This is a genomic window from Lutimaribacter marinistellae (assembly GCF_042648365.1).
GTDB lineage: Bacteria > Pseudomonadota > Alphaproteobacteria > Rhodobacterales > Rhodobacteraceae > Lutimaribacter_A > Lutimaribacter_A marinistellae.
Genome location: NZ_JBHRXI010000004.1, coordinates 475,352 through 501,215 on the forward strand (window position 1 = coordinate 475,352; position 25,864 = coordinate 501,215).

At 57.4% G+C, this 25,864-nt stretch carries 26 protein-coding genes; 14 read left to right on the top strand and 12 right to left on the bottom strand.

The window, feature by feature from the left end:
• Positions 1-5 precede the first annotated feature (5 nt).
• The 4 genes from dnaQ to ACFORG_RS06810 are packed head-to-tail and all read right to left on the bottom strand — an operon-like array spanning position 6 to position 2,746.
• Positions 6-731 carry a DNA polymerase III subunit epsilon gene (dnaQ, locus tag ACFORG_RS06795; protein WP_386734632.1) on the bottom strand — a complete coding sequence of 242 codons (726 nt, stop codon included), beginning with the start codon at positions 729-731 and terminating at the stop codon, positions 6-8.
• On the bottom strand, positions 724-1,320 hold the full coding sequence (gene coaE / locus ACFORG_RS06800; RefSeq protein WP_386734633.1) for a dephospho-CoA kinase: 597 nt from the start codon (positions 1,318-1,320) through the stop codon (positions 724-726). The genes dnaQ and coaE overlap by 8 nt, the downstream gene beginning before the upstream one ends.
• On the bottom strand, positions 1,317-2,150 hold the full coding sequence (locus ACFORG_RS06805) for a shikimate dehydrogenase (RefSeq protein ID WP_386734634.1): 834 nt from the start codon (positions 2,148-2,150) through the stop codon (positions 1,317-1,319). Before ACFORG_RS06805 ends, coaE begins: the two co-directional genes overlap by 4 nt.
• Entirely contained in the window at positions 2,147-2,746 is a 600-nt protein-coding gene (locus ACFORG_RS06810; RefSeq protein ID WP_386734635.1) for a Maf family protein, read from the bottom strand. Before ACFORG_RS06810 ends, ACFORG_RS06805 begins: the two co-directional genes overlap by 4 nt.
• A 405-nt stretch (positions 2,747-3,151) precedes the next feature.
• On the opposite strand from ACFORG_RS06810, the gene ACFORG_RS06815 reads away from it, so the two are divergent.
• From ACFORG_RS06815 to ACFORG_RS06845, 7 genes are all read left to right on the top strand, one after another.
• Positions 3,152-3,601 (top strand): CopD family protein, encoded by a 450-nt coding sequence (locus ACFORG_RS06815; protein WP_386734636.1) that lies wholly within the window; start codon positions 3,152-3,154, stop codon positions 3,599-3,601.
• Positions 3,602-3,727: 126 nt separating this feature from the next.
• Positions 3,728-4,999, top strand: coding sequence for a transcription termination factor Rho (gene rho / locus ACFORG_RS06820; RefSeq protein WP_386734637.1), 1,272 nt, complete (start codon positions 3,728-3,730; stop codon positions 4,997-4,999).
• Positions 5,000-5,030: 31 nt separating this feature from the next.
• A complete protein-coding gene (mnmE, locus tag ACFORG_RS06825; RefSeq protein ID WP_386734638.1) occupies positions 5,031-6,320 on the top strand; it encodes a tRNA uridine-5-carboxymethylaminomethyl(34) synthesis GTPase MnmE in 1,290 nt (429 codons plus the stop codon).
• 2 nt (positions 6,321-6,322) lie between these two features.
• Positions 6,323-8,200 (top strand): tRNA uridine-5-carboxymethylaminomethyl(34) synthesis enzyme MnmG, encoded by a 1,878-nt coding sequence (gene mnmG, locus ACFORG_RS06830; RefSeq protein WP_386734639.1) that lies wholly within the window; start codon positions 6,323-6,325, stop codon positions 8,198-8,200.
• Positions 8,197-8,799, top strand: coding sequence for a 16S rRNA (guanine(527)-N(7))-methyltransferase RsmG (gene rsmG / locus ACFORG_RS06835; protein ID WP_386734640.1), 603 nt, complete (start codon positions 8,197-8,199; stop codon positions 8,797-8,799). The genes mnmG and rsmG overlap by 4 nt, the downstream gene beginning before the upstream one ends.
• On the top strand, positions 8,792-9,586 hold the full coding sequence (locus ACFORG_RS06840) for a ParA family protein (protein ID WP_386734641.1): 795 nt from the start codon (positions 8,792-8,794) through the stop codon (positions 9,584-9,586). The genes rsmG and ACFORG_RS06840 overlap by 8 nt, the downstream gene beginning before the upstream one ends.
• A 67-nt stretch (positions 9,587-9,653) precedes the next feature.
• Complete coding sequence (locus ACFORG_RS06845; protein WP_386734734.1) at positions 9,654-10,487, top strand: ParB/RepB/Spo0J family partition protein; 834 nt, start codon at positions 9,654-9,656, stop codon at positions 10,485-10,487.
• Here ACFORG_RS06845 and ACFORG_RS06850 read toward each other — a convergent pair.
• From ACFORG_RS06850 to rph, 4 genes are read right to left on the bottom strand one after another with little or no spacing between them, the layout of a single operon-like run.
• Positions 10,477-10,833 carry a YbaN family protein gene (locus ACFORG_RS06850; protein ID WP_386734642.1) on the bottom strand — a complete coding sequence of 119 codons (357 nt, stop codon included), beginning with the start codon at positions 10,831-10,833 and terminating at the stop codon, positions 10,477-10,479. The two genes, ACFORG_RS06845 and ACFORG_RS06850, sit on opposite strands and share 11 nt — an antisense overlap.
• Positions 10,830-11,990, bottom strand: a complete 1,161-nt coding sequence (hemW, locus tag ACFORG_RS06855) for a radical SAM family heme chaperone HemW (protein WP_386734643.1) — start codon at positions 11,988-11,990, stop codon at positions 10,830-10,832. Before hemW ends, ACFORG_RS06850 begins: the two co-directional genes overlap by 4 nt.
• Positions 11,980-12,594 carry an RdgB/HAM1 family non-canonical purine NTP pyrophosphatase gene (rdgB, locus tag ACFORG_RS06860; protein WP_386734644.1) on the bottom strand — a complete coding sequence of 205 codons (615 nt, stop codon included), beginning with the start codon at positions 12,592-12,594 and terminating at the stop codon, positions 11,980-11,982. Before rdgB ends, hemW begins: the two co-directional genes overlap by 11 nt.
• A complete protein-coding gene (gene rph, locus ACFORG_RS06865) occupies positions 12,591-13,304 on the bottom strand; it encodes a ribonuclease PH (protein ID WP_386734645.1) in 714 nt (237 codons plus the stop codon). The genes rdgB and rph overlap by 4 nt, the downstream gene beginning before the upstream one ends.
• 122 nt (positions 13,305-13,426) lie before the next feature.
• Here rph and hrcA point away from each other — a divergent pair, with 122 nt between their 5' ends.
• Positions 13,427-14,491 carry a heat-inducible transcriptional repressor HrcA gene (gene hrcA / locus ACFORG_RS06870; protein ID WP_386734646.1) on the top strand — a complete coding sequence of 355 codons (1,065 nt, stop codon included), beginning with the start codon at positions 13,427-13,429 and terminating at the stop codon, positions 14,489-14,491.
• Between the two features lie 10 nt (positions 14,492-14,501).
• Entirely contained in the window at positions 14,502-15,065 is a 564-nt protein-coding gene (locus tag ACFORG_RS06875; protein ID WP_386734647.1) for a nucleotide exchange factor GrpE, read from the top strand.
• A gap of 30 nt (positions 15,066-15,095) precedes the next feature.
• On the opposite strand, the gene mutS is transcribed toward ACFORG_RS06875, so the two are convergent.
• The gene (gene mutS / locus ACFORG_RS06880; protein WP_386734735.1) at positions 15,096-17,711 is read right to left on the bottom strand and encodes a DNA mismatch repair protein MutS; all 2,616 of its coding nucleotides are present in this window, start codon (positions 17,709-17,711) and stop codon (positions 15,096-15,098) included.
• Positions 17,712-17,885: 174 nt separating this feature from the next.
• Here mutS and ACFORG_RS06885 point away from each other — a divergent pair, with 174 nt between their 5' ends.
• Entirely contained in the window at positions 17,886-20,144 is a 2,259-nt protein-coding gene (locus tag ACFORG_RS06885; RefSeq protein WP_386734648.1) for an NADP-dependent malic enzyme, read from the top strand.
• A gap of 1 nt (position 20,145) precedes the next feature.
• Positions 20,146-21,021 carry a ribokinase gene (locus ACFORG_RS06890; RefSeq protein WP_386734649.1) on the top strand — a complete coding sequence of 292 codons (876 nt, stop codon included), beginning with the start codon at positions 20,146-20,148 and terminating at the stop codon, positions 21,019-21,021.
• On the opposite strand, the gene msrA is transcribed toward ACFORG_RS06890, so the two are convergent.
• A complete protein-coding gene (gene msrA / locus ACFORG_RS06895; protein WP_386734650.1) occupies positions 21,018-21,680 on the bottom strand; it encodes a peptide-methionine (S)-S-oxide reductase MsrA in 663 nt (220 codons plus the stop codon). The two genes, ACFORG_RS06890 and msrA, sit on opposite strands and share 4 nt — an antisense overlap.
• 148 nt (positions 21,681-21,828) lie before the next feature.
• Here msrA and ACFORG_RS06900 point away from each other — a divergent pair, with 148 nt between their 5' ends.
• The 3 genes from ACFORG_RS06900 to ACFORG_RS06910 all read left to right on the top strand — a co-directional run bounded on the left by ACFORG_RS06900 (position 21,829) and on the right by ACFORG_RS06910 (position 24,160).
• A complete protein-coding gene (locus ACFORG_RS06900; protein WP_386734651.1) occupies positions 21,829-22,551 on the top strand; it encodes a sulfotransferase-like domain-containing protein in 723 nt (240 codons plus the stop codon).
• 134 nt (positions 22,552-22,685) lie between these two features.
• Positions 22,686-23,645 (top strand): Hint domain-containing protein, encoded by a 960-nt coding sequence (locus tag ACFORG_RS06905; protein WP_386734652.1) that lies wholly within the window; start codon positions 22,686-22,688, stop codon positions 23,643-23,645.
• A complete protein-coding gene (locus ACFORG_RS06910) occupies positions 23,642-24,160 on the top strand; it encodes a toxin-activating lysine-acyltransferase (protein WP_386734653.1) in 519 nt (172 codons plus the stop codon). The genes ACFORG_RS06905 and ACFORG_RS06910 overlap by 4 nt, the downstream gene beginning before the upstream one ends.
• Here ACFORG_RS06910 and ACFORG_RS06915 read toward each other — a convergent pair.
• Both ACFORG_RS06915 and ACFORG_RS06920 read right to left on the bottom strand, forming a co-directional pair.
• Positions 24,157-24,567 carry a DUF1810 domain-containing protein gene (locus tag ACFORG_RS06915; protein ID WP_386734654.1) on the bottom strand — a complete coding sequence of 137 codons (411 nt, stop codon included), beginning with the start codon at positions 24,565-24,567 and terminating at the stop codon, positions 24,157-24,159. The genes ACFORG_RS06910 and ACFORG_RS06915 overlap by 4 nt on opposite strands.
• Before the next feature lies 1 nt (position 24,568).
• A complete protein-coding gene (locus ACFORG_RS06920; protein ID WP_386734655.1) occupies positions 24,569-25,795 on the bottom strand; it encodes an argininosuccinate synthase in 1,227 nt (408 codons plus the stop codon).
• Positions 25,796-25,864: the final 69 nt, after the last annotated feature.

Genomic DNA, 25,864 nt, shown 5'->3' on the forward strand with positions numbered 1-25,864 from the left:
GGGGGTCAGGCGCGCGCCCACAGGGCATTTTCGCCCAGTTTGGTAACGAACTCTTCATGCGCCCGTCGTTCGACTTCGGTGACCCGAGAGGGTAGCGGTTTGGGTCGCGGTGAAGGGCGCCAAGTGTCGACCGAAACACCGGCAGACTGCTCCTGGGTCGCGGACAGGGCGAAGTCAGGCTGTCGCCCCCCGATCAGCTCAAGATAAACCTCTGCCAGGATCTCGGAGTCGAGCAGGGCGCCGTGTAGCGTCCGGGCCGAGTTGTCGATGCTGAAACGTCGGCAAAGCGCGTCAAGCGTGGCTGGCGCACCGGGAAAACGCTTGCGGGCCATGGCCAATGTATCGACGGCCTGATCCATTGGGAGCAGGCGCAAGCCAAGCCACCCCAATTCGGCATTCAGGAATTTCATGTCGAAGGCAGCGTTGTGGATCACCAGCCGTGCATCACCGACAAAATCAAGGAATTTTTGTCCGATAGCCGAGAACAACGGTTTGTCTCGCAAGGTGATCGCTCCGGGCGCAGGGTCCTGGGGTGGTTCCAGCAAGTCACAGCCGATGCCATGCACTTGGAACGCCTCGTGCGGCATGCCGCGATTTGGGTTGATGTACTCGTGGAACGTGCGACCTGTGGGCAGGTGGTTGTAGAGCTCCAGAGCGCCGATTTCGACGATGCGGTCGCCCGTTTCCGGGTCAAATCCGGTCGTTTCCGTATCAAGAACGATCTCACGCATTCTGGTTTAGCCCTGTCCTGATTTCCTTCACGATGTCCTGAACCTGTTGTCGTGCATGATCGAGCGTATCGGTCACGATAACAAAGTCGGCGCGGGCGCATTTGTCTTCGTTCGGCATCTGCTTTGCAAGGATCTGTTCGAACTGCGCCTCTGTCATGGTGCCCCGCTCCATTACGCGCGCCTTCTGATCTTCACGCGGGATCGAAACACACGCAACGGCATCCATCGCCTTGTCTCCACCCGTTTCGAACAACAACGGGATGTCATAAACGACAATGTCAGCTGTAACGGATTTCAGGAAATCCGCCCGGTCCGCTGCAACAAGCGGATGGACGATAGCCTCGATTTGTTTGAGAGCCGTCGGTTCACTGGCGATTATTGCCTTCAATCGGGCCCTGTCGACAACGCCATCAACAACCGCCTCGGGAAAGGCCGCTTGCATTGGAGCCACGGCGGCACCACCCTTGTCGTACAGCCGATGTACTGCGGCATCTGCATCCCAGAGCGCGCAACCTTCATCCACGAAGAAGCTGGCCGTGGTGCTTTTGCCCATGCCGATGGAGCCTGTAAGTCCCAGACGAAAGCTCATCTGAGCGCAGCCGCCCGCGTTGCCGCATCAACAACCGGACGTTCGCCGAACCAGCGTTCGAAACCGGGGACGGCCTGATGCAACAGCATCCCCAATCCATCGACAACAATGCAACCCGCCTCTTCGGCAGTTTGTAGCAACCTTGTCTTGAGAGGGGCATAAACGAGGTCGGTCACGACAGTGCCCGGTGACAGACCATCCAGCGGAATGCGCAGCTCGGGCTTACCAACCATACCCAGTGAGGTCGTGTTGACGACAAGGTTTACCCCCTCGATCAGGTTCCCGGCCTGGACCCAGTCGGCGACGACAACGCGATTTCCAAAATCCGATTGCAGACGGTCGGCGCGGGCGCGTGTGCGATTGGTCACGATGATTTCCGGCGCACCCGCCTCGGCCAACGCGGACACGACCGCACGCGCGGCGCCACCGGCACCCAGAACAACTGCCGGCCCCGCGGCTGGATCCCAGTCCGGCGCACCTTCCTTGAGGTTGGTGATGAACCCGTAACCATCGGTGTTGTCCGCGTGGATCTTGCCGTCGGCGCGAAAGATCAGCGTGTTGGCCGCACCGATCAGGGTCGCACGATCCGAAATCTGGTCCGCGAAGGTAAGGACCGATTCCTTGTGGGGAACCGTTATGTTCACCCCGACGAAACCCGCCTTGGGCAAGGTGCGGATCACGGTCTCCAGATCTTCTGGTGCCACATCCATGGGAATGTAGTGACCATTGAGACCGAGCGTGACCAACCAGTGCCGGTGAATGCGCGGGGATTTGGAATGCGCCACAGGGTGCCCGATGACACCGGCCAAGGGTATGCGCATGTCCGTCATTGTTCGATCACTCCCCGAAGGCCTAGATAATTGAGTAGCTCGATCAAGGGCATACCCAAAACGTTAAAGTAGTCGCCGTCAATGGTCGCGAAGAGCCGGACCCCTTCTTCTTCGAGTTTGTAAGCACCTACAGCCTCGCGGATACTGTCCCAGTTTCGATCGACATAGCTTTGCAGGTAATCGTCCGACGCCTCGCGCATCCTCAGGCGAACTTGTCCGATGTGCCGCCAGACAGGCTCTCCATTCTCATAAATGACTGCAGCCGACAGAAGCATGTGGCGCTTTCCACGCATGTCGCGAAGCTGCTGCAATGCCTCTTCGGGTGTCGATGGTTTCGACAACAGCCGCCCTTCGAAATCGAGCACCTGATCGCATCCCAGAACCATGGCTCCTGGGCGCTTGTCGCTGATCTTGCGGGCCTTCATCTCGGCCAGTGCGTCGGCAATGTCGCGCGGGTTGGCACCCTCGGCCATCAAGGACGACTTAATGGTATCTTCATCGACCTTGGGTTTTTCTACCTCGAAGTTCACACCGGACTGCCGCAGCATTTGCGACCTGATCTGCGAGCCAGAAGCGAGGATGAAGGGGATAGTCATGGGGATAACCGGGTGGGCAAGGCAAGGAGTTTGTTCGCATCGTTTGTATGAATTTCCGCTTGCCAAGCAAACCCCGGGTTTGGCGGGAAAACCTCATCCGAGTCGCGCCAAGCACATCCCACGGGAACAAGGATAACCGAACTGTTGAGAACAAACGCATCAAACCACAGGTTATCCCGGATTTTCCAGATCTACTGGAAAAAACTGGTTACTTAAGTATCTGTAAAAAAATAACTTTCGGAAGTTTTCCCCACCACGTGGAACAGTCTGCTTCCCGCTTGCCCCGATGTGGATAAGCCACGGGATCGAATTTTTATCCACGGATTCCGAAGGCCCTACAAAACCATCATCCTTTTCTCTTTTCTTTCTTTTTATTAGTGAGTGACCAAGGTTCACGAGGATCCCATGACCGATCTGCTCTACATTCTGTATCCTTGGGTGAAATCCCTGCACATCATGGCTGTCATGTCCTGGATGGCTGGTCTGTTCTACTTGCCGAGATTGTTCGTCTATCATGTCGAACAGGCAGGGTCGGTTGACGGTGCAAGCGCCATTTTTGAGACCATGGAACACAAGTTGCTACGTTTCATCATGGCCCCCGCGATGATCGTGGCATGGGTCTGCGGTTTATTGATGGTATTCACTCCGGGGATCGTCGACTGGACGATGTTCTGGCCGTGGGCCAAGACCGCAGGTGTCATAGGGATGACCTGGTTCCACCACTGGCTGGGGTATCGCCGTAAGGATTTCGTGGCAGGGCGGAATTCGCTGACAGGCCGACAGTACCGATTGATGAACGAAGTTCCGACGCTGCTGATGGTCGTCATCGTGATCTCGGTCATCGTCAAATTCTGAGAGCGGGTTTGACTCTGGCATAGCGCTCGCTTATCTACCGCTACACGTCCCGTCCGGGGCGATGCTCTCCGATTGCACATCTCCACCATACACGCCGTCTCTGCGGCGGCTACAGGGCCGTTCATCATGTCTACCGAAGTTCTGAATCTCTCCGATCTCAAGGCCAAGAGCCCCAAGGACCTTCTGGCAATGGCAGAAGAGCTGGAGATCGAGAACGCCTCGACCATGCGCAAGGGCGAGATGATGTTCCAGATTCTCCGTGAACGCGCGGATGAGGGCTGGGAGATCGCTGGTGATGGTGTACTGGAGGTTCTGCAGGACGGTTTTGGCTTCCTTCGTTCGACCGAAGCCAACTACCTTCCGGGCCCGGATGACATCTATGTCTCGCCTGACATGATCCGGCAGTACTCCTTGCGCACAGGCGATACCGTAGAGGGCCAGATCAAAGCTCCGCTGGACAACGAGCGGTACTTCGCGTTGGTCGACGTCAAGCAGATCAATTTCGAGGATCCTGAAAAGGCCCGTCACAAGGTCGCGTTCGACAACCTGACGCCGCTCTACCCGGATGAGCGTTTGAAGATGGAAATCGAGGACCCGACGATCAAGGACAAGTCTGCGCGGGTCATCGACCTAGTCGCGCCGATCGGGAAGGGGCAGCGTTCCCTGATTGTGGCGCCGCCAAGGACAGGTAAGACGGTGATCCTCCAGAACATTGCCCACTCGATCGAGCAGAACCACCCCGAGTGCTACCTGATCGTCCTTCTGATCGACGAACGCCCAGAAGAAGTTACCGATATGCAGCGCTCGGTTAAGGGGGAGGTTGTGTCCTCTACCTTTGACGAACCTGCAGCCCGTCACGTGGCCGTGTCCGAGATGGTGATCGAAAAAGCCAAGAGATTGGTAGAGCATAAACGAGATGTTGTTATTCTTCTCGACTCAATCACAAGACTTGGTAGGGCATTCAATACAGTTGTTCCGTCTTCGGGCAAGGTTCTGACCGGTGGCGTCGACGCCAACGCCCTGCAACGACCCAAGCGCTTCTTTGGTGCGGCGCGGAACATCGAAGAAGGCGGTTCTCTGACGATTATTGCTACGGCGCTTATCGACACTGGCAGCCGGATGGACGAGGTTATCTTTGAAGAATTCAAGGGTACCGGTAACTCTGAAATCGTGTTGGATCGCAAGATTGCCGACAAACGCGTCTTCCCTGCGATCGATATCCTCAAGTCCGGGACTCGGAAAGAGGATCTGTTGGTCAACAAGGCCGACTTGGCCAAAACATTCGTTCTGCGCCGGATTCTGAATCCGATGGGAACAACGGACGCGATCGAATTCCTGCTTTCCAAGCTGAAGCAGACAAAGACAAACTCGGATTTCTTCGACTCGATGAACACCTGACCCGTCAGGGTCGGATCGTGAGGGTCCCTGTATGGATACCATTTTTGCCTTGGCAACCGCGCGGGGGAAATCCGGCGTTGCCGTGATTCGTGTGTCCGGCCCAAGGGCTCATGACGCAGCTGCTACCTTGACCGGAAGTGGCTTGGCAGGCCGCGGTATGAGTGTCCGCAACCTCTACGACGTACATGGTGAACTCCTTGATGAAGCGGTCATTTTAACCTTTGTCGGGCCTAACAGTTTCACGGGCGAAGACGTTGTCGAGTTCCAGATCCATGGTAGCTCGGCTAGCGTTCAAGCTGTCAGTTCGGCGCTCGCAGCGCTTTCTGATTTGCGTCAGGCTGAACCAGGGGAGTTCACCCGAAGGGCGCTGGAAAATGGTCGCCTGGATCTTGCTCAGGTGGAGGGACTTGCCGACCTGATCGATTCCGAGACGGAGGCACAGCGGAAGCAAGCGCAAGCAATTTTGTCCGGTAAACTCGGCGACCTGGCTGAAAGTTGGCGGCGAGACCTGATCCGAGCGGCGTCACTCCTCGAAGCTGTCATCGATTTCGCCGACGAAGAAGTACCGACGGACGTGACGCCAGAGGTCTCCCAAATCCTAGAACGTCTGATGGGAGCTTTGCGTCAAGAAATATCGGGTGTTCGAATTGCCGAGAGGATCAGGGATGGCTTCGAAGTTGCCATTATCGGCGCACCGAATGTTGGAAAGTCAACTCTCCTTAATGCACTTGCCGGCAGGGACGCTGCGATTACCTCCGATATAGCAGGAACTACGCGGGACGTGATCGAAGTTCGGATGGATCTGGCCGGGTTGCCCGTTACGCTGCTGGATACCGCAGGTTTGCGTGATACAGATGATGTTGTTGAGAGCCTGGGTATCGGCCTTGCCCGGCAGAGAGCGGAGCGTGCTGACCTTCGCGTGTTTCTAATAGATGGATGGGACAGCTCACTTGGAATTTCCCGGCAAACTGGGGACATTGTAGTTGCTCCAAAGGCAGATTTGCGGGGAACGCGTGAGTTTGCTGTGTCGGGCAAGACGGGCCAGGGGATAGACGAGCTTATCACCAAGATCGAGAATGTGCTCGTGGACAAGTCGACCGGAGCAGGCATCGCGACGCGGGACCGTCATCGAAAGGCGATGACGGATTCGTTGGAACGTCTGTTGGCCGCCCGCAACCTCCTTGACCTCGGGCCGGACAGTTACGATCTTTCTGCTGAAGAGATGCGCTCGGCAATCCGGTCGTTGGAATCGTTGGTCGGTCGAATAGGCGTCGAGAATCTGCTTGATGAGATTTTTGCCAGCTTTTGCTTGGGTAAGTAGGAGTGTTTCACGTGAAACAATGTGACTTTGACGTTGTGGTGATCGGCGCCGGTCACGCAGGCGTAGAAGCAGCTCATGCGGCTGCGCGCATGGGAAGTTCCGTTGCACTCGTCACGCTCTCTGAACGGGATATAGGCGTGATGTCATGTAACCCGGCTATCGGGGGATTGGGAAAGGGGCACCTTGTCCGCGAAATTGATGCGATGGACGGGGTAATGGGCGTTGCTGCCGATCGGGCCGGTATCCAATTCCGTCTATTGAACAGGCGTAAAGGGCCGGCTGTGCAAGGGCCACGCGCTCAGGCCGACCGAAAGCTGTACCAGAGCGCAATGATGAAACTCACGCGTCAGCGTAGAGAGCTACGTATTGTTCCCGGTGAGGTCGTTGATTTCGTCATGGATAAGGACCGTGTCGCTGGCGTAGAGCTAGCAGACGGATCAAAGTTAACAGCAAAGTCAGTGATCCTGACATCGGGTACGTTTCTAAGGGGAACGATCCATATCGGAGATGTTTCACGATCCGGGGGCCGAATAGGGGATCGCGCGTCGGTCAGATTGGCGGAGCGGATCGACTATTTCGAACTGGCGAAAGGGCGATTGAAAACTGGCACGCCTCCTAGGTTGAGCGGTAGAACAATCGCATGGGACCAATTGGAGCGGCAGGAAGGTGACGAAGACCCATCGTTGTTTTCGTTTCTTTCGGATGTACCACTTGCTCGACAGATCGCTTGCGGCATTACCCATACGAATGAACGCACGCACGATATCATACGCAATAACCTGTCGCGCTCTGCCATGTATGGCGGCCACATCGACGGAGTAGGGCCACGGTACTGCCCGTCCATAGAGGACAAAATCGTCCGGTTTTCGGAAAAAAACTCGCACCAGATCTTCCTTGAGCCGGAAGGTCTGGACGTGGATACCGTTTATCCGAACGGGATCTCAACCTCTCTTCCGGAAGAGGTGCAGCTCGAGTACGTTCGTTCCATAACGGGCCTTGAGGCAGCGGAGATACTGCAACCCGGTTATGCCGTTGAGTATGATTACGTTGATCCCCGGTCGCTCGACATGACGCTCGCTGTGTCAAAGACTCCAGGTTTGTATCTTGCAGGTCAGATCAATGGTACCACGGGATACGAGGAAGCCGCAGCGCAAGGCCTTGTCGCGGGGTTGAATGCTGCGTTAAGCGCTCAAGGTCGTGATCCGATCATTTTCAGCCGTTCCGACAGCTATATCGGTGTGATGGTTGATGATCTTACAACTCGTGGGGTAACGGAACCTTACCGGATGTTCACCTCGCGGGCAGAGTTCAGGCTGTCATTGAGGGCAGACAATGCCGATCAACGCCTGACGCCGATCGCAATCGAGCTCGGTTGCGCTTCCGAAAACCGGAAAAAGCTCTTTTCTGAAAAGATCGAAAAGATAGACCGAATCAAGTCGAAATTGCACGGAGTTCGCCTTACTCCAAAGCAGATTTCCGAAGCGGGGATAAAGGTAAGTCAAGATGGCAACCTGCGGGATGGTATGGATGTTTTGGCGTTCCCTGATGTTGGTTTGTCAGACTTGGCGCCACTGGTGGATGGTCTTGACGGTGTTGAAACGGATATCAAAATCCAGATAGAGCGTGACGCGCAATACCATCACTACATTCTAAGGCAGCAACGCGATGTGGTTGAACTTAAGCGTGACGAGCAGGAGGTCATAGATGCCGGGTTCGACTATGACTCGCTGGTCGGTCTGTCGAATGAATTGCGTTTCAAGTTGAAGCAGGTCCGTCCTCATAATCTTGCTCAAGCGGGGCGCATCGACGGAATCACTCCGTCCGCTCTTGCACTGATACTTGCGCGGTTGCGTAAAGATCGTAAGGCCAAGGCTTCATGAGCGGCCTTCCGAATGTTTCACGTGAAACAAACGATAAGCTCAGGACCTTCGTTGCATTGGTTGAGAAGTGGAACCCAAGGATAAACCTTGTTTCCAGAATCAGCCTTGAAGAAATCTGGAGCCGTCATGTCGCTGATTCGGCTCAATTATACGAACTATCCGAAGGGACCGGCCACTGGGTTGATATTGGAAGTGGAGGCGGATTTCCTGGAATAGTTTGCGCCATTCTCGCCGAACAAGACGATCGGTTCGACCGATTTACACTGGTTGAAAGTGATACGCGCAAGTCGACATTCCTAAGAACCGCCATTCGAGAATGTGGTTTGAAGGCTAACGTGTTGAACAAGAGAATCGAGAGCTTGCCGAAACTGGAGGCCAATGTACTGAGCGCGCGCGCATTGGCAGATCTGGATGGCCTACTGAAGTTCTCAGTTCTTCATCTAAGGCCTGACGGTTTGGCCCTATTCCCAAAAGGTGCCAGGTGGCGGAAAGAGGTCGAACTTGCTCGACAGTCGTGGAACTTCGACCACGAAGCCGTTAAAAGCAAAACAGAAGCCCAAGCCGTCATCCTGAAGTTGAAAGGAATCACGCGTGTCTGACTTGTCGCACCCGAGAATTATCGCCGTGGCGAACCAAAAGGGTGGGGTAGGAAAAACAACAACGGCAATCAACCTTGCTGCCGCCTTGTGTGAAGCTGGAATGCGTGTGCTTATCGTTGATTTGGATCCACAGGGGAACGCGTCTACCGGTCTGGGTATCGATGATCGACCTGCCACCACATATGAACTGCTCCTTGGGGATGATCTGCTGGAAAAGGTTGTTCAATTCACCGACATAGAAGGCTTGGCGATCGTCCCCGCCACGGTGGATCTGAGTTCCGCTGATATCGAGCTTTACTCGAACGAGAAGCGCAGTTTCCTTCTACATGATGCGCTGAGACAACCTGCGATGCGGGACTACGGATGGAACTACATCCTGATCGACTGCCCGCCGTCCTTGAACCTGTTGACTGTCAACGCAATGGTTGCCGCCGACTCGGTCCTCGTACCCCTTCAGAGTGAGTTCTTTGCGCTTGAAGGCCTGTCGCAGCTTATGTTGACGATTAGAGAAGTGCGCCAGAGCGCCAATCCCAGCCTACGGATCGAAGGTATCGTGCTGACGATGTATGACCGGCGTAACAATCTCTCTCAGCAAGTCGAGAAAGACGCGAGAGAGAATCTTGGGGATCTGGTGTTTGCAACGCGAATTCCGCGAAACGTTCGTGTTAGTGAGTCGCCGTCCTATGCGATGCCGGTTCTGAGTTACGACCCACAATCACTGGGAGCGACCGCGTATCGCGAACTGGCACAGGAACTTTTGACAAAACATAAGCGGGTAGCCGCATGAATGAGGGAGAGCGAAAGTGACGAAAAAGAACCAACCGCGTGGCCTCGGAAGGGGTTTGACAGCGTTGATGGCAGATGTGTCGCAGGAACGCGCAGCGCCCCAGGGCGAGGTGCGCCGACCTGACCGTGTGATCCCGATTGAAAAACTTCAGGCCAATCCGGATCAGCCACGACGCAGTTTTTCACAAGAACAACTGGACGAACTGGCGAATTCCATCAAGGCAAAAGGGATCATCCAGCCTCTGATTGTTCGGCCAAAAGGAACAGATCGCTTTGAAATTATTGCGGGTGAGCGACGCTGGCGGGCCGCTCAGATTGCTCAACTGCACGAGATACCAGTACTTGTTAGAGATTTCGACGATACCGAAGTTCTTGAGATCGCGATTATCGAGAACATCCAGCGCGCCGATCTAAACGCGGTGGAAGAAGCCGCAGGCTTTCGTCAGCTTATGGATAAGTTTGGCCACACCCAGGAAAAACTGGCCGAAGCGCTGGGCAAAAGCCGAAGCCATATCGCAAACCTCCTGCGGCTACTGAATTTGCCGTCGGATGTGCAGGCGTTGATTGTTGAGGGAAAGTTGTCCGCGGGACATGCACGTGCCCTGGTGACAGCGGAAAATCCGTCAGAGCTGGCAAAGATCGTCGTCAAAGAAGGGTTGTCGGTTCGTGCAACCGAAGCCCTGGTCAAGAAAGCATCGGAAACTCCGGCAAAGCCGCGCTCCAAGACTGCATCCAGCACAGAGAAGGATGCGGATACCCGGGCTCTGGAAAAAGATCTTGCCGCAATTCTTGCGATGAAGGTGTCAATCAATCACAAAGACGGCACCGAGACAGGTCAAGTGGTTCTCACCTACGAAAACCTCGACCAGTTGGACGACCTTTGCGCGAAACTCAGCCGTTAGGTCTAGTCCAAATGAAAATCAGGACGCCGCCCAAGGTAACGACCTGAATAATAAGGACGTGCTGAGGCACGCTCAAAACCACGGAAATTGCAAATACGACGATGATGGAGATCGTTGCAGCGCGTTTTGCGCTAGGTCTGATTGCGCGGTGATGGTGCCAGTCCTCGATCATCGGCCCGAAGGTTCGATGCGTGATCAGCCAATGGTGCAGACGGCTTGACGACCGCGCAAAAAAGAAGGCTGCAAGCAGCATAAAGGGAACGGTTGGAACCAAGGGAAGCGCAACCCCCACCAAGCCGAATACGACGCAGATCAATCCGAACAAGGCAAAGAAATAACGTTTCATGAATCGGCCAAGAGGCGACCAAGAACTGCGTTCAGCACAGCCCGGCCTTGATCTGTTGCGCGGATCCTATCCCCGTTTTGCGACAGCATTCCCATTCCGGCGAGGTCGGCGATGGCAACGGAGGGGATTTCTTGGCCGGAGATGCTACCATGTCGGGATAGACTCAGTCCTTCACTCAGTCTCAACCCCATTACCGCGTGTTCGTACCCCATATCTTGTGGGGATAGATGATGTCTTGCCGATTCACCCGTTTCCTTGAACACTTGATCAAGCCATTTTCCTGGTGCGAGGTAAGTCTCGGTTGCAAGTTTTCGAGCTCCGATTGTGAGGCGGCCATGTGCACCCGGACCGATCCCAACATAGTCGCCATACCGCCAGTAAATCAGGTTGTGCCGGGACACGGCACCGGGGCGAGCATGATTTGACACCTCGTAGGCAGGTAAGCCGTGTGCCGAGCAGATTTCTTGTGTCGCATGATACATATCTGCCGACGTATCATCTTCGGGCAACCCTCGCAGCAGCCCACGCTTGTATCTGTCTCCGAACGCGGTGCCGGGTTCGATTGTCAGTTGGTACAGCGAGAGGTGATCAATCGCCATGGACAGGGCCTCATTCAACTCGGACTTCCAATCCGATAGCGTCTGATCCTGACGCGCATAAATGAGGTCAAAGCTAACCCTGTCAAAAGCAGTCCGGGCGATGTCATAGGCTATTTTAGCTTCTGCGACGCTGTGCAGACGACCTAAGCGACGAAGATCACGGTCATTAAGCGCTTGAACTCCCAACGAGACACGATTGACGCCGGCCTCCCGATAGGCAGAAAACCGGCCCGCTTCCACCGAACTTGGGTTTGCTTCGAGTGTGATTTCGATGTCGTTGGCAAAAGGCCAGTGATGACGGGCGCGCTCAATGACCTTGGCAACCGTCTCGGGTTTCATGAGCGAGGGAGTGCCACCACCAAAAAAGATCGTGTTGAGAACGCGTCCAGATGTTTGGTTTGCGTAACGATCAATCTCAAGTTCATAAGCTTCGGCCCAGCGGGCCTGATCGATAGTTCGGGTTACGTGGCTGTTGAAGTCGCAATAGGGGCATTTGGCCTCGCAAAAAGGCCAATGGACGTAAAGGCCGAAGCCCCCGTTTCGCCAATCATCCTCCAAAACAACCCTTCACGAACTTCTCCACTGCGCGTGCACGGTGGCTGATCTTGTTCTTTTCCCAGCGGTCCATTTCGGCATAGGTCTGATTGTACCCATCTGGAACGAACATCGGGTCGTACCCAAAACCTTCGGCGCCGCGCATTGGCCAGATCAAATGCCCCGGTGCGACACCTTCGAAAACCTCATCATGCCCATCCGGCCAGGCAAGAACCAGAGTGCAGCGAAACTGCGCGAGGCGCGGGTGGGGTGCTTTTCTTGCTTCCAGTTCGTCATTCGCGCGGGTCATTGCCTTGACGAAATCGCGGCCATAAGGGGTTTCTGCCCAGTCGGCGGTGTAGACCCCGGGTGCCCCTTCAAGTGCGTCGATCGTGATACCGCTGTCATCGGAGAGAGCCGGCAACCCTGTTGCCTTGGCAGCGGCATGGGCCTTGATCCGCGCATTTCCGACGAACGTGTCCTCCGTTTCCTCGGGTTCAGGAAGGTTCATTTCACCTGCACCTACTACCTTGACGCCGAAAGGCTCGAGGAGATGTGCCATCTCCTCGAGCTTGCCCTTGTTATGGGTGGCAACAAGCAGAGTATCGCCGTCGAACTTGCGGGTCATTTCGTGGCAGCCTGCTGCGCAGCGACCAGCTCGGCGACGCCTTTCTCGGCAAGGTCCATCAATTCACCCATTTGAGCTCGGCTGAACACCGAACCCTCGGCGCTCATCTGAACTTCGATCAGTTTGCCGGACCCTGTCATGATGAAGTTCCCGTCGACACCTGCTTCGCTGTCCTCGGGGTAGTCGAGGTCAAGGACTGGTTGACCCGCATAGATACCGGAGGATACCGCGGCAACAGGGTCAACAAGTGGGTCAGAGACGACATCGCCGGTTTTCATCAGCTTGTTTACGGCAAGCCGCAGGGCGACCCAGCCACCGGTAATCGCGGCGCAGCGCGTACCGCCATCGGCCTGAATCACATCGCAATCGACGGTAATCTGACGTTCACCAAGCGCGACGCGATCCACACCGGCCCGGAGGGATCGACCGATCAAGCGCTGGATCTCGACGGTACGACCGCCTTGTTTGCCGCTGGATGCCTCGCGCCGCATCCGGGTGTTGGTGGCGCGCGGCAGCATACCGTATTCGGCGGTTACCCAGCCCAGGCCGGACCCCTTGATGAATGGCGGCACTCGATCTTCGATCGTTGCGGTGCACAGCACATGGGTGTCGCCGACCTTGATCAGGCAAGACCCTTCGGCATGTTTGGTAAATCCGGTCTCGATTGAAACCGCGCGCATTTCGCTTAAATCACGTCCAGAGGGTCGCATGGCATTTCCTTTGCTTGGCGGCTTGGGCATAGCGCTGCGACAGGCCGCGATGCAACCCCGATTGACCTTTGTCGGCGGTCAGCTTTAATGACATTCCGACCGGAAACAGGCACCGGACAGCAATGAACGATACGACGAAACTTCTCGATGATCTTAACGATCGCTCACGCGAGGTGTTTCGACTGATAGTCGAGTCCTACCTCGATTCGGGAGAGCCGGTCGGTAGCCGCACCTTGACCCGAACGATGACCGAAAAGGTCAGCGCGGCGACCGTTCGCAACGTGATGCAGGATCTTGAATTTCTGGGCCTGCTGGACAGCCCACATGTCAGTGCTGGCCGCGTTCCCACGCAACTGGGATTGCGGATGTTCGTCGATGGTCTGCTGGAAATGGGTGATCTGAACAGCGCCGACCGCGAAAAGCTGGACGCGACGCTTGGCGGCAATTCCGGCGATCTCGGCACGGCGTTGGACAGGGTGGGGGCCGCTCTTTCAGGTGTGACACAAGGCGCATCGCTCGTCTTGACTCCAAAAAGAGAAGCGGCGCTGCGCCACATCGAGTTTGTCTCGCTCAGCCATGACCGCGCGCTTGTCGTGCTCGTGTTCTCGGACGGGCATGTTGAGAATCGACTGTTCTCGCCACCGCCGGGACAAACCCCGAGTTCGATGCGAGAAGCCGCCAACTTCCTTAACGCGTTGATCGAAGGGCGAACGCTGTCCGAGGCGAGGAATCTTATCCAGCGCGAGATCACGACACGCCGGCAGGAAATCGATCAGCTAGCCCGCGAAATGGTTGATAGCGGGCTAGCTGTCTGGGAAGGAGAGGATCAGGACCCTGCGCGTCTCATCGTGCGGGGCAGATCAAACCTGTTGTCGGAATCAGGTGGCGAAGATGAACTTGAGAGGATTCGCAGCCTCTTTGACGATCTCGAGCGAAAGCGCGACATCGCGGAATTCCTGCAACTGTCCGAAGAAGGTGACGGAGTACGCATCTTTATCGGCTCCGAGAACAAACTTTTCTCACTTTCGGGTTCCTCTCTGGTGGTGTCTCCATATATGAACGCTGACCGAAAGATCATCGGCGCGGTGGGAGTGATTGGACCCACGCGCCTCAACTACGGCCGGATCGTTCCGATCGTGGATTACACGGCACAGCTGGTCGGCAAGCTGCTTTCCGACCGGAGTTAGAGGTAAAGACATGGCAGAGCCAAAGAACGACGAGTTCCTGGACGATATCGAAAGCGCCGAAGCTGAAGCGCTTGCCGAAGAGATGGCGGAAATCAGTGACGAGGCGGCTGAACTGGATTCGCTGCGCGCCGAGCGTGATGCCTTCAAGGACAAGTTCATGCGTGCGCTCGCGGATGCCGAGAATGCCCGCAAGCGAGGTGAAAAGGCCCGTCGCGACGCCGAACAATATGGCGGTTCCAAACTGGCCCGCGACATGCTGCCCGTTTACGACAACATGAAACGCGCCCTGGAATCGGCCACGGAAGAACAGAAAGAGGTTTCGGCAGCCTTGCTCGAAGGTGTCGAATTGACAATGCGTGCCCTGCTTGACGTGTTTTCTAAGCACGGCATCACCATCATTGCCCCTCAGGTCGGCGACAGGTTCGACCCGCAGGTGCACGAAGCCATGTTCGAAGCGCCAGTTCCCGGTACCAAGGCAGGCGACATCATTCAGGTGTCAGGTGAAGGCTTCATGCTCCACGACCGGTTGCTACGACCGGCGCAAGTGGGTGTTTCCTCTACCCCGGCAAGCTGAAGTTTAATTCAGGCTATTTCTTCGAGGCGGTCAGGATCTGGCCGCCTCTTTCAGTTTGTAGACAAGGTCCAGCGCATCCTTGGGCGAAAGCTCGTCGGGGTGGACAGTTTCAAGCAATTCCACAATCGCTGAGGACCTAGGCGTCGGGGCAGGGGGTGGCGGAGCCGCCGAAAACAGCGGCAGATCGTCAATAAGGGCCTTCTGTTTTCCACCCTCGCGTTCCGATTTCTCCAGCTGATCCAGAACCACTCGCGCCCGTTCGACGACCGAAGAGGGCAGACCGGCCAGTTGAGCGACCTGCACGCCATAGGAGCGATCTGCTGCGCCACGCCGCACCTCGTGGAGAAAGATCACCTCTCCCTGCCATTCCTTGACCGCAACCGTGGCGTTCTCGACGCCCTCCAGTGATCCTGCGAGTGCGGTCAGTTCGTGGTAATGCGTCGCGAACAGGGCACGGCACCGGTTCTGTGCATGCAGGTGTTCGAGGGTAGCCCATGCGATCGAGAGGCCATCATAGGTGGCAGTTCCGCGCCCGATCTCGTCAAGTATCACCAGCGCCCGATCGTCGGCCTGGTTGAGGATGGCAGCGGTTTCCACCATTTCGACCATGAAGGTCGATCGCCCGCGCGCAAGGTCATCCGAGGCGCCCACGCGGCTGAAGATCTGGCTGACAAGGCCGATATGGGCCTCGTCTGCGGGAACATAGCTGCCAATCTGCGCCAAAAGAGAGATCAGCGCATTCTGCCGCAGAAAAGTCGATTTACCGGCCATGTTGGGCCCGGTCAAAAGCCAGATCGCTGCACTGTCCTCGGCACTCAGGTCACAATCGTTTGCAATGAAGCTCTCTCCGCCTTTCTGGCGCAACGCAGCCTCGACCACCGGGTGCCGACCGCCGGTAACGTTGAAAGCCCGGGTGTTGTCGACCCGTGGCCTGCACCAATCCTCACCCCGAGCAATATCCGCCAGCGCAGTTACGAGATCCAGTTCGGCAAGCCCACGAGAGGCCGCATTGAGACGGGCTGACTCGGCCAGAATTGCGTCAGAAAGCCTTTGGTAGAGCCGCTTTTCCATCTCCAGCGCCTGATTGCCGGCATTGAGGATACGGGTCTCGATTTCGCTCAGCTCGACAGTGGTGAATCGGACTTGGTTGGCGGTCGTCTGTCGGTGGATGAACGTTTCGGAAAGCGGTGGGGCAAGCATCTTGGCCGCATGGGTCGCTGTGGTTTCTATGAAGTATCCCAGCACGTTGTTGTGCTTGATCTTCAAAGACGCGATCCCCGTTGCATCGACATATGTTTTTTGGAAACCCGCGATGACGGACCGTCCCTCATCCCGGAGCGTGCGGGCTTCGTCCAACTCATCGTCATAGCCCGGTGCAATGAAGCCTCCATCACGTGCCAGAAGCGGCGGGTCGGCCACCAAGGCGGTGTCGAGAAGGGCAAGAAGGTCGTCGAAACCGGTGAGCGTGTGCGCGGCTTCGGACAGTAGCGCCGGCAATTCGGCGCCGCCAATGATGTCAGCGATCGCTTCTGCCTGCGTCAAAGCGTTTCTGATAGCGGCGAGGTCCCGGGGTCCGCCACGGTCGAGCGCCAGACGGGACAATGCCCTGTCCAGATCAGGCGTCTTTCGCAGCGCCTCACGCAGATCTGTCGAAATCAGGCTCTGATCAAGGGAATACGATATCGCATCATGGCGCGCCCGGATGGTCTCGAGGTTGCGAGACGGGCTGGACAGGCGCTGTTCCAGTAGCCGGCCGCCGCCGGGTGTCACCGTCCTGTCAATCACGGACAGCAACGATCCGGCCCGACCACCCGATAGCGATCGCGTCAGTTCCAGGTTACGGCGCGTCGCCGCATCGATTTGGACGACGCGATCCTGTGTTTCGCGCTGCGGTGATTGTAGCCGCGGAAGTTTGCCTTTTTGCGTGAGATCCAGATAATCCACCAGAGCACCCATCGCGGAAACCTCGGCGCGGCTGAAATTGCCGAACGCATCCAGTGTTTCGACCCTGAACAAGGCGCAAACGCGCTGTTCGCCGGAACTGCTGTCAAAAGCAGCGCGTCCGACCGGGGTAAGGGGCAGGCCGAGATCTTCGGCTATGTTGCGCAGCGCTTCCTCCTCGGATTCTGAAACGATCACCTCGGCGGGTGCAAGTCTTGCGAATTCAGGGCTCACCTTTTCAGGCGTGACCTCACAGACGTGGAACGCGCCGGTCGAGATATCGGCCCATGCAATAGCGGCCTCGTCTCTGATGCGCGCGTAACTGGCCAGAAAGTTGTGCCTGCGCGCTTCGAGGAGCGAATCCTCGGTTAGTGTTCCCGGAGTCACCAGCCGCACGACATCGCGCTTGACCACTGATTTCGATCCGCGCTTCTTGGCTTCGGCAGGGCTTTCCATCTGTTCGCAGACGGCAACGCGGAAACCTTTCCGAATGAGCGTCAGCAGATACCCCTCGGCCGAATGAACCGGCACGCCACACATCGGGATGTCCTCGCCACCGTGCTTCCCGCGTTTGGTCAGGGCGATATCCAGCGCCTCGGCCGCAAGGACCGCATCGTCGAAGAACATCTCGTAAAAGTCACCCATGCGATAGAACAGTAGGGCGTCGGCGTAGGCCTCCTTGATCTCGAGATATTGCGCCATCATGGGCGTGACGGTGGACACGGGGGCATTTCTCCAGTTCGGCCGGCTTCGGAACCGCGCGTGACCTTACAAATCCACCCGCTGCGACGAAAGGCGAAAACGCATGAGAGTTGAGGCAGGTCATGCCCTGCGTTAAGAGGCAAAAGCCCAGCCGCAAACCCACACGCCGGAGACATCATGCCCAAAGCCAAGATCACCAAGGAAGAGGCACTGGCCTTTCATCTAGAGCCGACGCCTGGAAAGTGGGAAGTGCAGGCCACGGTCCCGATGACCACGCAGCGGGACCTGAGCCTTGCCTATTCGCCAGGGGTGGCGGTTCCGTGCGAGGCGATCGCGGAAAATCCGGAAACAGCCTATGATTACACCAACAAAGGCAACCTTGTCGCCGTCATCTCAAATGGAACCGCGGTGCTTGGCCTTGGTAATCTTGGTGCCTTGGGGTCGAAACCGGTGATGGAGGGCAAGTCGGTCCTGTTCAAGCGTTTCGCCGATGTGAATTCGATCGATATCGAGCTCGACACCGAGGATCCCGATGAATTCTGTCGGGCGGTGCGCCTGATGGGTCCCACGTTCGGCGGCATCAACCTCGAGGATATCAAGGCCCCGGAGTGTTTCATCATTGAGCAGCGGCTTAAGGAAGAAATGGACATTCCCGTGTTCCATGACGACCAGCACGGTACGGCGGTGATCTGCGCGGCCGGCCTGATCAACGCGCTGCATCTCTCCGACAAGAAGATCGAGGACGTAAAGATCGTTCTCAACGGCGCAGGCGCGGCTGGCATCGCCTGTATCGAGCTTCTCAAGGCGATGGGCGCGCGCCACGAAAACTGCGTTGTCTGCGACACCAAGGGCGTGATCTACCAAGGCCGAACCGAAGGTATGAACCAGTGGAAATCGGCGCATGCGGTCCAGACCGAACTGCGTACGCTGGAAGAAGCGATGGAGGGTGCCGACGTGTTCCTGGGCGTCTCGGTCAAGGGTGCCGTGACACAAGACATGGTCGCGTCGATGGCCGACAATCCCGTGATCTTTGCAATGGCGAACCCGGATCCCGAAATCACCCCGGAAGAGGCACATGAAGTGCGCGTTGATGCGATCGTCGCAACGGGCCGCAGCGATTATCCGAACCAGGTGAACAACGTCCTCGGCTTTCCTTACCTGTTCCGCGGCGCGCTCGACATTCATGCGCGCGCCATCAATGACGAAATGAAGATCGCCTGCGCCCATGCGCTGGCCAAACTGGCGCGCGAGGACGTGCCTGACGAGGTCGCCGTTGCTTATGGCAAGTCCCTGACTTTTGGACGGGATTACATCATTCCCACACCGTTCGATCCCCGTCTTATCCATCGTATTCCGCCCGCAGTGGCCAAGGCGGGCATGGATACGGGCGCCGCGCGTCGACCGATCATCGACATGGAGGCTTATGAACTGAGCCTCAAGACGCGCATGGATCCGACTGCGAGCATCCTGCGCGGTCTCAGCGCACGGGCACGTCAAGCACAGGCCCGGATGATCTTTGCCGAAGGGGATGACCCCCGCGTTCTGCGTGCGGCTGTCACCTATCAGCGCTCGGGCTTTGGCAGAGCACTGGTCGTCGGCCGGCAGGACGATGTCAAAGCCAAGCTCGAAGCCGCAGGGCTGGGCGATGCTGTCCGTGAGATCGAGGTGGTCAATGCAGCCAATACCTCGCATCTCGAAACCTACAAGGATTTCCTCTACAAACGGCTTCAGCGTACCGGTCACGATCAGAAGGATATACACCGGCTTGCGGCCCGGGACCGGCATGTCTTTTCTGCGCTCATGTTGGCCCATGGTCACGGCGACGGTCTGGTCACGGGCGCGACACGCAAGTCCGCGCATGTTCTAGACCGGATCAACGACGTGTTCGACGCCGATGCAGCGCATGGCGCTGCGGGTATCACGGCACTTATCCATAAGGGTCGGATCGTACTTATCGGGGATACGCTGGTGCATGAATGGCCCAGTGCCGAAGATCTTGCCACGATAGCCGAGCGCGCGGCCGATGTTGCGCGTCACATGGGTCTTGAGCCTCGCGTCGCCTTCGTCAGCTTTTCGACCTTCGGATACCCCATATCGGAACGCGCCGAAAAAATGCACCGGGCGCCCCGTGTCCTTGAACAGCGCGGCGTGGACTTCGAATTCGAGGGCGAGATGACCGTTGATGTCGCGCTGAATTCTCGCGCGCAGGAAGCATATCCCTTTTCGCGGCTGAGCGGGCCGGCCAATATCCTGATCGTACCGGCGCGCCACTCGGCTTCGATATCGGTGAAACTGATGCAGGAAATGGGCGGTGCGAATGTGGTCGGCCCGATCCTGACCGGTGTTGGTAAACCGATCCAGATCTGCTCCACAGTCTCAACCGCAAATGACATCTTGAACATGGCGGTTCTGGCTGCCAGCGACATCGGCGGTTGACATGGCTGTCTGGAACCTCGGCTCGATCAACGCTGACATGGTGTATACCGTGCCCCATCTTCCGGGGCCCGGTGAGACCTTGGCGGCACTGGAGCTGAACAGGTTCCTTGGTGGGAAAGGCGCCAACATGTCGGTCGCTGCGGCCCGCGCGGCTGCACATGTGCGCCATATCGGTGCAGTCGGGCGCGATGGAACCTGGGCTGTCGAGCGGCTGATGGAATATGGCGTGGATACGCGCCATATCACGGTATCGGAGGAACAAACCGGCCATGCGATTATCGCGGTCGAGCCGGGTGGAGAGAACCAGATACTCATCTATCCCGGCGCCAATCGCGTTCTGGACATGGACCGTTTGAACGCCGCCCTGTCCGAGGCGGATGCGGGTGACACGCTTGTCCTGCAGAACGAAACGAACCTTCAGAAAGAGGCGGTGCAACTGGCACGTCGGTTGGGAATGCGCGTCGCATATGCCGCGGCTCCGTTTGAGGTCGATGCAGTGAACGCGGTCCTGCCTTCGCTCGACCTTCTATTTCTGAACGCGGTCGAGGCCGAACAACTTCGGGTGGAAACCGGCATGTCACCCGAGGGGCTGCCCGTTCCCGAGGTAATCGTGACCTCGGGCGGAGAGGGCGCATGGTATTTCGACACCAAAACTGGCCAATCGAAGCACTTTCCGGCCCATAAGGTTACGGCTGTCGATACCACGGGCGCTGGCGATACCTTCACCGGCTATGTTCTGGCCGGTCTCGACCGTGGTTTGCCCATGGCTCAATCCATCGCGCAAGCAATGCGCGCCGCGGCCATCATGGTCACGCGGCACGGCACGGCGGATGTTATCCCGGACTTGAAAGACGTGCAGGACGCGGCTCTCGCCTAGCTGCCTGCAAAAGGGGCGTCTGATCCCCACAATTGGCGGATCCGTGCATCTCGACCGCAGGCTTCTCGGTAGGCCTTGTAGGCCTGCGCCTGCCTTTTTGGCCCGAACCGCGTCACGACCAGCGACCGTCCCTTGTAATAGTCCTGATGGTAATCCTCAGCCATGTAGAAGGCACCAGCGCTCAGGATTGGGGTTACGACCTTTTGGCCCAAGGCACGTTGCGCGTTTGCCTTTGCCGCATCTGCTATCGTCTTTTCCTGCGGATTAGAGACGAAAATCGCTGTGCGATAGCTTTCGCCCCGGTCACAGAACTGTCCTCCGGCATCGGTCGGATCCACGGAGCGAAAGAACAGCTCCAGAAGTTTCGCGCGCGAAACCTTGTCCGGGTCAAACCTGATTTGCACGGCCTCGTAATGCCCTGTCCCACCTCGCGTCACATCCTTGTAGGTCGGGTTTTTGACGGTGCCACCGGTATAGCCCGACACCACCTCCTTGACGCCCCGGACGGATTCGAAATCCGCCTCGACACACCAGAAACACCCACCGGCGACGGTAAGAACCTGCGCTTCGGCGGCCGAGGCGTGTTGGCAGCGCAAGACCGCCGTGAGGGTAATCAGAACAAAAAGAGCTATTGGTTTGATATTGTCTGCCCAGGTCATTGGAAATCTCCTTTGATCTGAGCGTGGCAAGGGCGCTTGAGTCCTGCAAGATGGTGACATGGAATGTCACGCTCAGGTGATGGCAGTTTATCTGCTTGGCCCGGTTCGGAGACAGGTCTAGCCTGCGCCGAAAATCCGGGAGGAAGTCATGAAAATCGCGATGTGGTCGGGGCCGCGCAACTTGTCGACCGCCATGATGTACAGTTTCGGCGCACGCACTGATTGTGCAGTGGTGGATGAGCCGTTCTACGCAGCCTACTTGGCGATGACAGGCCTCGAGCACCCGATGCGGAACGAAATACTCGCGGCCCAATCGCAGGACCCCAAGGATGTTGCCGCGCGGCTCAGTGGTTCGAATCCGGGAGCGCGCCCGTTCTGGTATCAGAAACACATGACACAACACATGATTGACGGGGTTCCGCGCGAGTGGATGAAGGACGTGGTCAACGTCTTTCTGATCCGGCACCCGGCGCGGGTGATCGCCAGCTACGCGGCTAAGCGCGAAAATCCCACACTGGACGATATCGGGTTCTGGCAGCAATCCGAGCTTTTCGACGCGGTCTTGGGTTGGGGTGGCGATCCGGTGGTAATCGACAGCCACGATATTCGTGACGATCCGGCAAAGATGCTACAAGCGCTTTGCGACCGCATCGGTGTGCCCTGGTCGCCGAAGATGTTGACCTGGCCCAAGGGCGGCCACCCGGATGACGGCGTCTGGGCGCAACACTGGTATGGCGCGGTGTGGAATTCCACCGGGTTTGCGGGACCAGAGGGTGACCTGCCGGATGTTCCGGACCATCTTGTACCTGTTTTGAAAGCGGCGATGCCCCATTACCAGAAAATGCAGGCCGAGCGGCTGACAGTCAGTTGAGGGCGCGGCGGGCATTCCTGCAATAGCGTCCCAAAATCTTGTGCGGGACACATCCCAAGGGTTGCACCAACCCGCCAGACGGGCAACGTATACGTTAAAAGGCCGCTCAAGCGGTGTGATCGAGCAGGATCAACATGGGATACAATATCAGCGATGTCGGTGGCGAGGCTACCGGCGGAGTCGATGTCTGGGAAGCTACGCTGGACCTCAACCTTTCCGGTGCAACGACCGTAAGTGGCGATTTCGACGTCGTACCGCTTATCGGGGGTGGTGGATCGATCGGGGACGCAACGAACGGCTATGTCTTTTCCGGATTGTCCAACCCGGCCCTGGGTACTCTATCGACCAATTCCACAACCGGCGAGTACACCTTTACCGCCGATTGGTCCGCAATCCTTGCTACCGGCAGCGACCAGGTCGTCAGCTTTACAGTCACCGGCACCAGCGGAGGAAATTCCGACACCGATACGGTCAACATCAACCTGCTGATCTGCGTCGCCCGTGGCACCCGGGTGGAGACGACGAATGGCCCGGTAGCGGTCGAGGATTTGTCGGTTGGTGATCTGGTGGTGACCCTTCATGGTGATGTCGAGCCGGTTCGCTGGATTGGCTCTCGTAAACTCGGAGCGGCTGAATTGGCGGCGGATCCCTCCAAGCGTCCGATCCGCTTTGCGCGCGGTTCCCTGGGGCCGAACGTGCCAAGGCGACCGCTCCGCGTGTCTCCGCAACATCGCATGTTTCTCGAAGACTGGCGTGCGCAGCTGATGTTCGGAGAAGAGCGTGTGCTTTTGCCTGCCAAGAGCCTCGTCAACGACAAGACCATTCGCCGTGTCGATTCGGCAAAAGAGGTCGAGTATTTTCACATCCTGTTCGACACCCATCAGATCATCCTCACCGAAGGTGCACCTACCGAAAGCTTCCACCCTGGCGCATATACGCTCGGAGAGCTCGACGCTGCCGCCCGCGAGGAATTGCTAAGCCTGTTTCCCGAGCTGGAACATGCAGACAGCTACGGCGACACGGCCGCTGTCACGTTGCGTACTTGGGAGGGCAAATTGCTCAGCGGAGCCATCAGACGCAAGAGCGCCGCATGAGTCAGCTTTTCGACAGCGAGGGACGTCCCCTGCCGGAGGTTGAGGTGCCTTCACCCGAAAAGCTTCGGATTTACGGCGATATGACCTTTCTGGCTTTCCGAAGCACCAGGCATGCACGGATGAGCGTTGGCCAGTTGCGGACCTATCTGGAACCGGCGGTCGAGTTTGGCCAGTTTCGCGTTTTTCGGTTCGATGACGTGCCACGCGCCATGATCACCTGGGCCTATATGGGGCCGGACAGCATTCGCAAATTGATTCAAGGCGAGCCGCTGGAACCGGCCGACTGGCAATCAGGACCCGATCTATGGGTAATTGACCTAATTGCACCCTACCGTCGCCTCACCGGCCAATTGGTTCGTTGGATGATGGTACGCGGGAACTTTGCTGCGCGCGAATTTTGGTTTCGACGCGTCGGGGACGAGAACGAAACAAGGCGCATCGTGCATATCGATTTCGAGGCTGAGAGGCTGAGCAGGGTTTACTCCGCCCCAGGTTTTCTCAAGACGCTGGATTAGGCGATCTCTTGCAAAGTCACTGGACAGCCCGCGCCATCGAAAAAGCGGTCTAGAACGTGGGCAAAGATCCGTGGCGAGCCCGGAACTGCTGCGAACAGCGTCATCGACGACCGCAGCTTCATCGCGTCGACCTTGCCCAGAATGTCTTGGGCTGAAAGGCCTTGGTGACGGAGCATGAGTTGGCTGACCTCGACGAGTCGTTCACGCAGAACGGGGTGTGCGAGGTAACTGGCCGCATCATCCAAGCCCCTCAGGCCGAACCGTTTCGCGGTTGCAGAGCGACCAAGCGCGTCGAGCTGCGGAAAGACGAACCACATCCAGTGCGATGTCTTCCGCCCCTGTTCCAGTTCGGACAGGACCACGGGCCAGACGCGGTCCTGTGCCGACAGGAACAGTTCGGGGTCCATATCAGTTGTGGCTGTGCCGCTCGCGCTGGGCCAGAAGCCGCAGGCGCAACGCGTTCAGCTTGATGAAACCGGCTGCATCCTTTTGGTCGTATGCTCCCGCGTCATCCTCGAACGTCACATGTTGTTCGGAATAAAGCGAATGGTCCGACCACCGCCCGACGGTGGATGCCAGCCCTTTGTACAGGCGGATCCGCGTCGTGCCGGTCACGAATTCCTGGCTTTTGTCGATGGCAGCCTGAAGCATTTCGCGCTCTGGGCTGAACCAGAAGCCGTTATAGATCAGTTCGGCATATTGCGGCATCAGCTGATCCTTGAGGTGCATCGCACCACGGTCCATCGTGATCGACTCGATCCCGCGATGTGCTTCGAGCAGGATTGTCCCGCCCGGTGTCTCGTAAATGCCGCGCGACTTCATTCCCACGAAGCGTCCTTCGACAAGGTCGAGCCGCCCAATGCCGTGCTTGCGCCCATATTCGTTAAGGGCCGTCAGTATGGTGGCAGGGCTCATCGCCTCGCCATTGATGCTGACCGGATCGCCTTTTTCAAACCCGATCTCGATGTATTCGGCCTCATTGGGTGCGTCCTCGGGGTGGACGGTACGCTGGTACACGTAATCTGGGGCTTCTTCGGCCGGGTCTTCCAGCACCTTGCCCTCGGACGAGGTGTGCAAAAGATTGGCATCGACCGAGAACGGCGCTTCGCCGCGCTTGTCCTTGGCGATCGGAATCTGGTTTTCTTCGGCAAAGGCAAGCAGCTTGGTCCGGCTGGTCAGGTCCCATTCGCGCCACGGTGCGATCACCTTGATGTCGGGGTTCAACGCATAAGCGCTGAGTTCGAAACGAACCTGGTCATTGCCCTTGCCCGTCGCACCATGCGCCACGGCGTCCGCACCGGTTTCGGCGGCGATCTCGATCAGCCGCTTCGAAATCAGTGGCCGCGCGATCGATGTGCCCAAAAGGTAGAGACCCTCATAGACGGCATTGGCGCGGAACATCGGGAAGACGAAATCGCGCACGAATTCTTCGCGCACGTCTTCGATATAGATGTTCTCGGGCTTGATCCCCAGCAGTTCGGCCTTGGTGCGCGCGGGTTCCAGTTCCTCGCCCTGGCCAAGATCGGCGGTGAAGGTCACGACCTCGCACCCGTACTCCGTTTGCAGCCACTTCAGGATGATCGAGGTATCGAGGCCACCGGAATAGGCCAGAACAACTTTCTTGGGCGCGGACATCTGACGTTCCTTCATGAGAATGACGGAACGCCACCTAGCGGGTTTCGGTGACAGGAGCAAGCTGCGAGC

Excerpts from the sequence above, each read along its gene's own strand:
- rdgB (WP_386734644.1), bottom strand. The coding sequence starts at position 12,594 with ATGACCCGCAAGTTCGACGGCGATACTCTGCTTGTTGCCACCCATAAC.
- rph (WP_386734645.1), bottom strand. The coding sequence starts at position 13,304 with ATGCGACCCTCTGGACGTGATTTAAGCGAAATGCGCGCGGTTTCAATC.
- ACFORG_RS06850 (WP_386734642.1), bottom strand. The coding sequence starts at position 10,833 with ATGAAACGTTATTTCTTTGCCTTGTTCGGATTGATCTGCGTCGTATTC.
- ACFORG_RS06810 (WP_386734635.1), bottom strand. The coding sequence starts at position 2,746 with ATGACTATCCCCTTCATCCTCGCTTCTGGCTCGCAGATCAGGTCGCAA.
- mnmE (WP_386734638.1), top strand. The coding sequence starts at position 5,031 with ATGGATACCATTTTTGCCTTGGCAACCGCGCGGGGGAAATCCGGCGTT.
- ACFORG_RS06905 (WP_386734652.1), top strand. The coding sequence starts at position 22,686 with ATGGGATACAATATCAGCGATGTCGGTGGCGAGGCTACCGGCGGAGTC.
- coaE (WP_386734633.1), bottom strand. The coding sequence starts at position 1,320 with ATGAGCTTTCGTCTGGGACTTACAGGCTCCATCGGCATGGGCAAAAGC.
- dnaQ (WP_386734632.1), bottom strand. The coding sequence starts at position 731 with ATGCGTGAGATCGTTCTTGATACGGAAACGACCGGATTTGACCCGGAA.
- ACFORG_RS06890 (WP_386734649.1), top strand. The coding sequence starts at position 20,146 with ATGGCTGTCTGGAACCTCGGCTCGATCAACGCTGACATGGTGTATACC.
- ACFORG_RS06885 (WP_386734648.1), top strand. The coding sequence starts at position 17,886 with ATGCCCAAAGCCAAGATCACCAAGGAAGAGGCACTGGCCTTTCATCTA.
- ACFORG_RS06900 (WP_386734651.1), top strand. The coding sequence starts at position 21,829 with ATGAAAATCGCGATGTGGTCGGGGCCGCGCAACTTGTCGACCGCCATG.
- ACFORG_RS06845 (WP_386734734.1), top strand. The coding sequence starts at position 9,654 with ATGGCAGATGTGTCGCAGGAACGCGCAGCGCCCCAGGGCGAGGTGCGC.
- ACFORG_RS06805 (WP_386734634.1), bottom strand. The coding sequence starts at position 2,150 with ATGACGGACATGCGCATACCCTTGGCCGGTGTCATCGGGCACCCTGTG.
- msrA (WP_386734650.1), bottom strand. The coding sequence starts at position 21,680 with ATGACCTGGGCAGACAATATCAAACCAATAGCTCTTTTTGTTCTGATT.
- mutS (WP_386734735.1), bottom strand. The coding sequence starts at position 17,711 with ATGATGGCGCAATATCTCGAGATCAAGGAGGCCTACGCCGACGCCCTA.
- ACFORG_RS06815 (WP_386734636.1), top strand. The coding sequence starts at position 3,152 with ATGACCGATCTGCTCTACATTCTGTATCCTTGGGTGAAATCCCTGCAC.
- ACFORG_RS06875 (WP_386734647.1), top strand. The coding sequence starts at position 14,502 with ATGGCAGAGCCAAAGAACGACGAGTTCCTGGACGATATCGAAAGCGCC.
- rho (WP_386734637.1), top strand. The coding sequence starts at position 3,728 with ATGTCTACCGAAGTTCTGAATCTCTCCGATCTCAAGGCCAAGAGCCCC.
- ACFORG_RS06915 (WP_386734654.1), bottom strand. The coding sequence starts at position 24,567 with ATGGACCCCGAACTGTTCCTGTCGGCACAGGACCGCGTCTGGCCCGTG.
- ACFORG_RS06910 (WP_386734653.1), top strand. The coding sequence starts at position 23,642 with ATGAGTCAGCTTTTCGACAGCGAGGGACGTCCCCTGCCGGAGGTTGAG.
- ACFORG_RS06920 (WP_386734655.1), bottom strand. The coding sequence starts at position 25,795 with ATGTCCGCGCCCAAGAAAGTTGTTCTGGCCTATTCCGGTGGCCTCGAT.
- hrcA (WP_386734646.1), top strand. The coding sequence starts at position 13,427 with ATGAACGATACGACGAAACTTCTCGATGATCTTAACGATCGCTCACGC.
- rsmG (WP_386734640.1), top strand. The coding sequence starts at position 8,197 with ATGAGCGGCCTTCCGAATGTTTCACGTGAAACAAACGATAAGCTCAGG.